We start from the raw sequence: 8,627 nt of genomic DNA, 5'->3' as shown, positions 1-8,627 counted from the left end.
CAGCCGAGGATGGCGCCCAGCCCGAAAACTCCCCCGAGGACGCCGCGCCCCGGCCGGTGCACCCGCACGATCGGCCGGATCACCGCGGGCGGCGGAGGCGCCGGCTGCGCGGTCCGCTCGTTCTCCGGCGCGGTAGCCGTCCACGCCGCCACGAACAGGATGAACCGCGAAGTCAGGTTCGCGAACACCAGCAACCCCAGGATCGGGCCGAACGCGGCCGCCGCGGGCGAGCCGGTGACGCTGTTCAGGTAGATCACCCCGACCTGCTTGAGCACCTCGAACCCGACCGCGGCGAACAATCCGCCCCACATGGCGCTGCGCATCGACACGGGAATGTGCGGCAGCCGTGCCAGCACCAAGGTGAACACGACCCAGCCCGCTGCCAGCGACAGCAGCGTCGCGAGCACGCCGAGCACGATCCGCGCGGCCAGCGTCGTCTCGATCCCGGCGAGCGAGAACAACCAGCGCCCGACACCGCCGCCGACGGCGCTGAGCCCGAACGACACCGCAAGCGCGAGCCCCAGCCACAGCAGCGACAGCAGGTCCGAGCCGAGCCGCCGCAGCATCGGCGGCGCCTCGAACTGCTGGCTCCACTGGGCCGTCAGCGCCTCCCGCAGGTTCGTCAGCCAGCCCAGCCCGGAATACAGCGCCACCAGCAGCCCGATCACGCCTACCGCGCCCGCCTGGTTGATGGCCTGCTCCACGACCTGGTTGAGCAGGCCGCTCATCGACGGGTTCGGCACCGCCTCGGTGATCGAGCGGCGCAACTGCTCCAGCAGGTCGCGGTTGCCCGCGAGCACGAACCCGGCGACCGCGAACCCGATCATCAGCAGCGGAACGAGCGCGAGCACGCTGAAGTAGGTGACCGCTGCGGCGTAGTAATCGCCGTACTGGCTCTGGTAGCGCTCGTACGAGCGGATCAACCGGTCCAGCCACCCGTGCCTGCGGCGGAGCCGTTCCAGCCTGCCGGGCGGTTCCGCCTCGGCTGCGCTGCGCGCCGGTTGGCTGCGATCCGGCAAAGTGCACCTCCCAGGACTGTCCGGGATTGCCCCGAACGGGCTCAGAGGCTACCGCCGAATGATCTCGTCAGCCCGCAGGCGGCAGGAACCCGACGCGGTCGTAGGTGGTGCGCAGGGTCCGCGCGGCCACCTCGCGGGCCCGCTCGGCGCCGCGGCGCAGCACCTTGTCCAATTCGGACGGATCCGCCAGGTAGGCGTTGACCTGCTGCTGGAACGGCGTGACGAACTCGACGAAGGCTTCGCCGGTGTCCTTCTTCAGGTCGCCGTAGCCCTTGCCCTCGTAGGCGGCCTGCAGTTCGCCGATGCTGCGCCCGGTCAGCTCCGCGTTGATCACCATCAGGTTGCTCACGCCGGCCTTGTGCTCCGGGTCGTAGCGGATTTCGCGCTCGTTGTCGGTGACCGCCGAACGCAGCTTCTTCGCCGCGCGCTTCGGGTCCTCCAGCAGGTCGATGACCCCGCTGGGCTGCGACTTGCTCATCTTCGCGCCCGGGTCCTGCAGGTCCTGGATCTTCGCGGCGGCCTCCGGGATGTGCGCGGCGGGCACCGTGAAGGTCGTGCCGAAGCGGGAGTTGAACCGCTGCGCGAGGTTGCGGGTCAGTTCCAGGTGCTGGCGCTGGTCCTCGCCGACCGGGACCGCGTCGGCCTGGTAGAGCTGGATGTCCGCGGCCTGCAGCACCGGGTAGGTGACCAGCCCGACGCGGATGTGGTCGGCTTCCTGCCGCGCGGCCTTGTCCTTGAACTGCGTCATCCGGCCGGCTTCGCCGTACCCGGCCTGGCATTCCAGCACCCAGCCGAGCTGCGCGTGCTCGGGCACGTGGCTCTGCACGAACAGCGTCGAGCGCTCCGGGTCGATGCCCAGCGCGAGCAGCTGCGCCGCCGACACCCGGGTGCGCTTGCGCAGCAGTTCCGGATCCTGCTCGACGGTGATGGCGTGCAGGTCGACGATGCAGTAGAAGGCGTCGCTGTCGTGCTGCATCCGCGCCCAGGAGCGCAGTGCGCCGAGGTAGTTGCCGAGGTGGAACGAGTCGGCGGTGGGCTGGATGCCGGACAGGACGCGGGGCACTCGCGCGGGCGCCGCGTCGCCGGACTGCCGCGCCTGGCCTGCCGGAGTCTGCTGGGTGGCGGAATCGTCGCTGCTCACCCGTTGATTCTCGCAAGCCGAGCCCGGACAGGCGGACCGGGTGCGGGCAGATTCAGCTCTTGCGCTGGTTCTCCGGCTGGATTTCGACCTTCTTGCGGCGCAGCACTCCCGCGACCATGCCTGCGATGCCGAAGCCGACGGCGGCGAGGCCGACGGGGGTGGCCATCGATTCGAACGGGTTGACGTCCTGGGCGAGCGCGGGGCGCGGTCCGGCCGCCTGCGCGGTCGCGGTGCCGAGGACCGCGGTGGCCAGCAGCATCCCGAGGACGAGTCCTCGCGTGGTCATGCGTGCAAATCGGCTACGCACGAGCGTTGCCTCCCTTAACGGTTAACCCGTACGGGTCACAAACTCTCTGAACCCGGTTGCGGACCGTACCGATCGCGGGTGAACTCCACGATCGCGTTGCGTAAACCGGCCACGACGCAAAGATCCTATTTTCCCCTTGCGACCCCCCGACACCGGGTACCCTTGACAGCCCGTCTGTCACTGATCGCTCCTGGTGAGCGCGCACGCTTAGCTCGATCCGGTGAACCCGCGACGGCGCCATGGTGAGAACGACCACTCACCCGACCGAGTGGCAATACCGGCAAAGATCAACTCAGCTGCCCGTCCGCGGGGCTCCGGCGTGGCCGACGGCTCGGCGCGCGAAGCACGGATTCAGCCGCCGGGTTCGACCCAGCCGCGGCGTTCGCCTTCGGCGATGACCTCCCGGGCAGCTGTCCACAATGGAGCCGATGCGTCGCCGATGACCGACTTGCGCTCGCGCACGGTGTCCGCGGTGACGCCCGGAGTGCGCCAGGTGCCGCCCTGCGCGAGCCAGTTCAGCAGCAGCGGCTGCATCCGGTCCATCGCCTTGGCGAACCGCGCCTCCGGAGTGCGACGAGCCTCGAACTCGTCCCACCGCTCGCGGAAGTGTTTCGCCTGGTCGGACGGCAGCAGGCCGAACAACCGGTCCGCGGCGGCTTCTTCGCGTTGCTGCTGGCTTTCCCTGCCCGCGTCGTCGTAGAGCGGCGTGTCACCCGCGTAGATCTCGATGAGGTCGTGCACCACCACGAGCTGCACGGTCCGCCCGACGTCGATCGGCTCGTCGGAGTGCTCGGCGAGCACGGTCACCATCAGCGCCAAGTGCCACGAGTGCTCGGCATCGTTCTCCCGCCGATCCACCGCGGCCAGCGGCGATTGCCGCAGCACCGCTTTTAGCTTGTCCACTTCGGCCAGGAAAACCAGCTGTTCCCGCAACCGGCCACCCACGGCGTCCGGCAGCGGAGTGCGCTCGGCGAGCAATAGGTCGTCGTCGAAGTCCACGCACTCACCATGGCAACCCTGTCCAGCCGGAACAACCGTGCGGACGGGTAGCACTCCGGAACCCACTGCGGCGCACCTCGGCCCACGACATTCAATTAAAAAATTTGCGCGGCGGAACTTTCGCGGACATACCTCAACGAAAGATCGCGCGGCACGCTCGCCGCGGAAGCTGATATCGTCTTCGCCACCGTCGTACGAAGGAGTCGGATTGCCTGAGTCGCTGAGCACGGCCGCTGTCGACGAAGCCCTCGCCGGGATCGAAGGCTGGAGCCGTGCTGGGAACGCCATTGCGCGCACTTGGGAGCGCAAGGGGTTCAACGGTGCCATTCAGCTCGTGAACGTAATCGCGTTCATCGTGAACAACCTGAACCACCACCCCGATATCCGAGTGCACGACTACAAGTACGTGACCGTCACCTCGACGACGCACGTCGCCGACGGCATCACCGAACACGACCTGGAACTCGCCCGGAAGATCAATAAAACGGTGGACGAGAGCTGAGCGATCGAGGCCCCTGCCCGACAGGGGCCTCTTGCTCCTCCCGAAAGCGCTGAAGGGGGATCGGGTGGTCAGCATGGAAACTGACCAGGCTCAGTTCGCCTCTTTCAACTCATAGAGGAGCCCCAAGCCAACAAGCCACTTTCGTAGCTCGCGCTCAGGGATGCTCAACCCTTCTGGATCCAGCGCTTCGCGGATGATCGCCCGCGCTGCGCCTTCGAGTTGATTCAACGGGATCAGAGATAGATCCGGACCCTCTTCCTGTTCATGTGCCGCTTGTTCTGACGTTCTTTCCACGCGAGAACCCATCGGTGAACCAACTCCTTGTCACCCCTCAGAGCTTCTTGAACGCAGCAAGGAACCGCTGCAAAATTCCGGCGTGACTCCTTTCGACGGCTCGCCCTGCAAGTAGTTTCGGAGTCGCGCGCCGTGCGCGGTAGGGTTTCGCCGTTCACAAGGGTTCACAAGGGGGAGCCGTGAGCACTGGAGCAGATCTCCGCGCCGCGCGGGAGGCAGCAGGGCTGAGCCTGAACCGCATGGCTGAGCGGACGCACTTCACCAAGGCTCATCTCTCGATGGTCGAGACCGGTAAGCGCTCAGCCGTTCCCGACGTGGTGGCTGCGTACGAGCAGGCACTAGGGATGCCGCTGAGCCCTGCTCCGGGAGACCCGCTCCGTGTCGCGCACGAGTGGCTTGTTTCGACCTCTCCGATGGCCGTGCAGACCCGTTCGGGCCGGAAGGTCGGCAACTCCCTCGCCAGCGAGCTAGAAGCTCGCGTAGTGGAGCTGAGACACCTTGACGACACGGTGAGCAGCGATGAGCTAGGTCCGGTCATCTTCAAGGAACTGGGCGAGGCGGAGAGCCTGATCCGCTCGGCGAGCTTCACAGAACCTGTCGGCCGGAGGCTGTTCACCGCAGTGGGAGAGCTGGCCCAGCTAGCAGGCTGGGTAGCCAGTGACGCAGGCGAATACCGGCAGGCAGAGCGCTTCTACCTCTCAGGTGTCGCAGCGGCGAATGGGGCTCACGACAAGGTTCTGGGAGCCCAACTCCTATCCAGCCTCAGCTACCAAACAGCGAACGTCGGTAATCCCGCGGACGCTGCGCTGCTCGCTCGCAGCGCGATTATGGGAGCGCAGGAAGCTACTCCCCTGGTTCGCACGCTCTTGCTGGAACGTGTCGCATGGGCATCCGCCAAGGCCGGAGACACCGAAGCCACCTGGCGAACGCTGGACATGGTGGATGACACCTATGAACGGCGCGGAGCGGACGAACCGGAATGGACGTACTGGCTCAACAGAGCCGAAATCGACGTCATGGCGGGACGCTGCCTGATCGAACTCGGCGCACCCGGCAAGGCGGCGCCGCTGCTGTCCTCCGCTATCGCCACGTACCCCGCTGAGCACGCCCGGGAGGTAGCCCTCTACCTCTCCTGGCTCGCCGAATCCCACGCACGGGCAGGCGAGTTCGACGCTGCACGGGAAGCCCTGGAGCGTGGCCGCTCCTACAGCTCGGCGATGCCGTCCGCCCGGACCGACGCCCGACTGGACGCAGTACAGCGACTGCTCCCCTGCTGATCAAGGCTGGTCGAAGGTCACCGTCACCGGGGCGTGATCGCTCCAGCGCTTGTCGTAGCTCGGAGCCCGTTCCACCCACGCCTCGGAGGCGCGAGCGGCCAGGCCCGGGGTGGCGGCCTGGTAGTCGATCCGCCAGCCGGAGTCGTTGTCGAACGCCTTGCCGCGGTAGGACCACCACGAGTACGGGCCCTGGTCGTCCGGGTGCAGCGAGCGGACGACGTCGACGTAGCCGAGTTCGTCGAAGACGCGGTCCATCCAGGCCCGCTCCTCCGGCAGGAACCCGGCGTTCTTGCGGTTCGCCTTCCAGTTCTTCAGGTCCACTTCGCGGTGCGCGATGTTCCAGTCGCCGCACACCAGCACTTCCTTGCCGCCTTCCGCCGCGCGGGTGCGCAGCGCGTCCAGGTGCGGCAGGAATTCCGCCATGAAGCGTTCCTTCTCGTCCTGACGCGCAGTGCCGACCTCGCCGCTGGGCAAGTACAGGCTGGCGACCACGACTTCGGGCAGCTCCACTTCGACGTAGCGGCCGCTGTCGTCGAATTCCGCGCTGCCGAAACCGACGCGGGAACTCTCCGGCCGCGCCCGCGAATACACCGCCACGCCGCTACGGCCCTTGGCGGAACTGGGCGCCAGCACGGTGTGCCAGCCCTCGGGTTCGCGGACGGACGCGGTGAGCTGGTCCGGTTCCGCCCGGGTCTCCTGCAGGCAGATCACGTCGGCGCCGGTGCCTGCCAGCCATTCGACGAAGCCCTTCTTGGCGGCGGCCCGCAATCCATTGACGTTCACGGTCGAGACGGTGAGCACGGGCCCGAGCCTAACGATCCCCACCGCAGGGCCGTTGCGCCGCCGGAACGAACCGCCCGCGGCGATGTGCGCAACATCGCACTTGTTGATCATGCCGCCTGCGACCTGCTCGAACGCTTTACAACCGGTGCAACCGGTAGGGCATGATGGGCTAGACTTCGCCGTCTGGATCTTGGGTCATCCGGACGGTGGATAATCCGGAACCCGGGTAACGGACAGTGCCGACGGCACGACGAAGTGTCCATGGGAACGACCGTGCGGAATGCGGGAGGTCTGGACGTGACCACGGATGGAGCCGCGGGCAGCGGCCCCACCGCTCGTCGCCTGGTGCTGGGGGGCCAGCTGCGCAGGTTGCGCGAGGCCAGCGGCATCTCCCGGGACGACGCGGGCTACGAGATCCGCGGCTCCGGCTCCAAGATCAGCAGGCTGGAGCTCGGCCGCGTCGGCTTCAAGGAGCGCGACGTCGCCGACCTGCTCACCCTCTACGGCGTGGCCGACGAGACCGAGCGCGCGACGTTCCTCGAAATGGTCCGCCAGTCCAACCAGCCCGGCTGGTGGCACCGCTACAGCGACCTCGTCCCGTCCTGGTTCCAGGACTACGTGGGACTGGAGGAGTCGGCTTCCCGGATCCAGACCTACGAGATCCAGTTCGTCCCCGGCCTGCTGCAGACCGAGGCGTACGCCCGCGCGATCGCCAGCCAGGGAATGCCGGAGGCCGTGGACGACGAGGTGGATCGCCGGGTCGGCCTGCGGATGTACCGCCAGCGGCTGTTCAACCAGCCGAACGCGCCGAAGTTGTGGGCGGTCATCGACGAATCGGTGCTGCACCGTCCGATCGGCGGCCGCGCGGTGCTGCGCGAGCAGATCGAACACCTGCTGGAGATCACCAAGCTGGCCACCGTGTCGTTGCAGGTCCTGCCGTTCGATCTGGGCCGCTCCGGCGCCGAGGGCGCGTTCTCCATCCTGCGCTTCGCCGAGCCGGAGATCCCGGACATCGTGTACCTGGAGCACCTCTGCGGCGCGCTCTACCTGGACAAGCCGGAAGACGTGGAGATCTACAGCAAGGTCAGCCACCGGCTCGCCGTGGACGCGCAGACCCCGGAAGCCACCCGCAAGACCTTGCAAGCAGCCCGCAAGAACCTCCTCGACTGAGATTTACCTCACACGTTCCGCAGGCCTGAGCTTCGCTGCGTTACCTCGCGCGAACACAATCGATCGGCCGAGCAGGATTAATCTTGGATTCGGTCGGATCGCCGACCGCAGTGCGTGATCAACAACCACCGGATCGTGACCACCCCGGCTAGTCGTGCGCCTGCACGTGCATTCATCATTCCATTGTTCAGTGATACGGTCCTTGCACGACCGGATGCACGTGCAGATGGTCGTTGCAAGCAAGTCGGGGAAAGGCTGGGTACTTCGATGCCGGAGATCCGCAACGGAATGACCGCACAGCACGTGCCCGAGGCGGCCTGGCGCAAGAGCGCCTACAGCGGCTCGGTCGGCAACTGCGTCGAACTGGCGTCGCTGCTCGACGGCGAGATCGCCGTGCGGAACTCCCGCTACCCCGACGGCCCCGCGCTGATCTACACCCGAGATGAGATCGCGGCCTTCCTGTCCGGCGCCAAGGACGGCGAGTTCGACGACCTGATCGTCTGAACCCGTCCGGCGCCCGCAGCAGCTCCGACCAGCCCTCTCGCACAACCCTCGGTGGCGTCATGAAAGAGATAACGGACGGCTTGCAGGCACTGATCGCCCGCGACTTCCACTTCGCCCATCCCCGGGCCTCCGACGGCTCGCTGATCGCCGTCGTCGGGATCCGGGCGCACCACGGCGTGATCGACATCGTGCAGCTATACGGCGAGGACGACGCCGACGCGGCGCGCATCCCGGGCGAGGAACCGGACGTGCTGTTCCCCAAGACCGTGCTGTGGCGCACCGTGGGTCCGGCCGACGAGGTCATCGCAGAGGCGCTGGAACTGGCCGACCCGGAACCGGAACACTCCGGGCAGGCCGGCGGATGCTGGGTCCCCACCCGAGCGGGACGGTCGACCTGGCTGGCCGCCTCGGCCTGAGCCCGGGCGCCATCGCAAGCCGGAGGTTTGCAGGACCTCCCCACCACACCCCCCGTTCCGATCCCGGTGCCTGCCCGCACCCGCCGCGACTCCCAGCCCCGAACCCCCCGAAGTGCGTGGAGCCGCGGCCGGTACGAATCGCCCGCGCGTTCGCGGCCGCCGCTGCTGCGGCCCCGCGCGGTGGCACGGCCCGGAGAAGCACCCCGAGTGCGGTG

General features: G+C 67.6%; 11 protein-coding genes. 5 read left to right on the top strand and 6 right to left on the bottom strand.

From position 1 onward, the window contains the following. The 4 genes from IJH84_RS02695 to IJH84_RS02680 all read right to left on the bottom strand — a co-directional run. On the bottom strand, nucleotides 1–1,019 hold a 1,019-nt coding region (locus tag IJH84_RS02695; RefSeq protein ID WP_295139813.1), incomplete at its 3' end, for a YhjD/YihY/BrkB family envelope integrity protein. 67 nt (nucleotides 1,020–1,086) lie between these two features. Next, complete coding sequence (gene trpS, locus IJH84_RS02690) at nucleotides 1,087–2,082, bottom strand: tryptophan--tRNA ligase (RefSeq protein ID WP_295139817.1); 996 nt, start codon at nucleotides 2,080–2,082, stop codon at nucleotides 1,087–1,089. A gap of 130 nt (nucleotides 2,083–2,212) precedes the next feature. Next, the gene (locus IJH84_RS02685) at nucleotides 2,213–2,446 is read right to left on the bottom strand and encodes a hypothetical protein (RefSeq protein WP_200068582.1); all 234 of its coding nucleotides are present in this window, start codon (nucleotides 2,444–2,446) and stop codon (nucleotides 2,213–2,215) included. 372 nt (nucleotides 2,447–2,818) lie between these two features. Next, a complete protein-coding gene (locus IJH84_RS02680) occupies nucleotides 2,819–3,466 on the bottom strand; it encodes an HD family hydrolase (protein WP_295139810.1) in 648 nt (215 codons plus the stop codon). Between the two features lie 208 nt (nucleotides 3,467–3,674). On the opposite strand from IJH84_RS02680, the gene IJH84_RS02675 reads away from it, so the two are divergent. Continuing rightward, complete coding sequence (locus IJH84_RS02675; protein ID WP_200068580.1) at nucleotides 3,675–3,968, top strand: 4a-hydroxytetrahydrobiopterin dehydratase; 294 nt, start codon at nucleotides 3,675–3,677, stop codon at nucleotides 3,966–3,968. Between the two features lie 90 nt (nucleotides 3,969–4,058). Here IJH84_RS02675 and IJH84_RS02670 read toward each other — a convergent pair whose 3' ends face one another. Further along, a complete protein-coding gene (locus IJH84_RS02670) occupies nucleotides 4,059–4,274 on the bottom strand; it encodes a hypothetical protein (RefSeq protein WP_295139807.1) in 216 nt (71 codons plus the stop codon). Nucleotides 4,275–4,441: 167 nt separating this feature from the next. Between IJH84_RS02670 and IJH84_RS02665 the strand changes: the two genes are divergently transcribed. Further along, the gene (locus tag IJH84_RS02665; protein ID WP_295139805.1) at nucleotides 4,442–5,539 is read left to right on the top strand and encodes a helix-turn-helix domain-containing protein; all 1,098 of its coding nucleotides are present in this window, start codon (nucleotides 4,442–4,444) and stop codon (nucleotides 5,537–5,539) included. On the opposite strand, the gene IJH84_RS02660 is transcribed toward IJH84_RS02665, so the two are convergent. Next, nucleotides 5,540–6,340, bottom strand: coding sequence for an exodeoxyribonuclease III (locus IJH84_RS02660; RefSeq protein ID WP_295139815.1), 801 nt, complete (start codon nucleotides 6,338–6,340; stop codon nucleotides 5,540–5,542). A 279-nt stretch (nucleotides 6,341–6,619) separates the two neighbouring features. On the opposite strand from IJH84_RS02660, the gene IJH84_RS02655 reads away from it, so the two are divergent. The 3 genes from IJH84_RS02655 to IJH84_RS02645 all read left to right on the top strand — a co-directional run bounded on the left by IJH84_RS02655 (nucleotide 6,620) and on the right by IJH84_RS02645 (nucleotide 8,412). After that, nucleotides 6,620–7,492, top strand: a complete 873-nt coding sequence (locus IJH84_RS02655; RefSeq protein WP_295139803.1) for a helix-turn-helix transcriptional regulator — start codon at nucleotides 6,620–6,622, stop codon at nucleotides 7,490–7,492. A gap of 288 nt (nucleotides 7,493–7,780) precedes the next feature. After that, nucleotides 7,781–7,996 carry a DUF397 domain-containing protein gene (locus IJH84_RS02650; protein ID WP_307849893.1) on the top strand — a complete coding sequence of 72 codons (216 nt, stop codon included), beginning with the start codon at nucleotides 7,781–7,783 and terminating at the stop codon, nucleotides 7,994–7,996. 59 nt (nucleotides 7,997–8,055) lie between these two features. Continuing rightward, nucleotides 8,056–8,412, top strand: coding sequence for a hypothetical protein (locus IJH84_RS02645; RefSeq protein WP_200068574.1), 357 nt, complete (start codon nucleotides 8,056–8,058; stop codon nucleotides 8,410–8,412). The last annotated feature ends 215 nt before the right edge of the window (nucleotides 8,413–8,627 follow it).

This window comes from Saccharopolyspora sp., assembly GCF_017434145.1.
In the GTDB taxonomy this organism is placed as follows: Bacteria; Actinomycetota; Actinomycetes; order Mycobacteriales; family Pseudonocardiaceae; genus Saccharopolyspora_C; species Saccharopolyspora_C galaxeae.
This window is presented reverse-complemented; position numbering and strand designations above follow the sequence as displayed.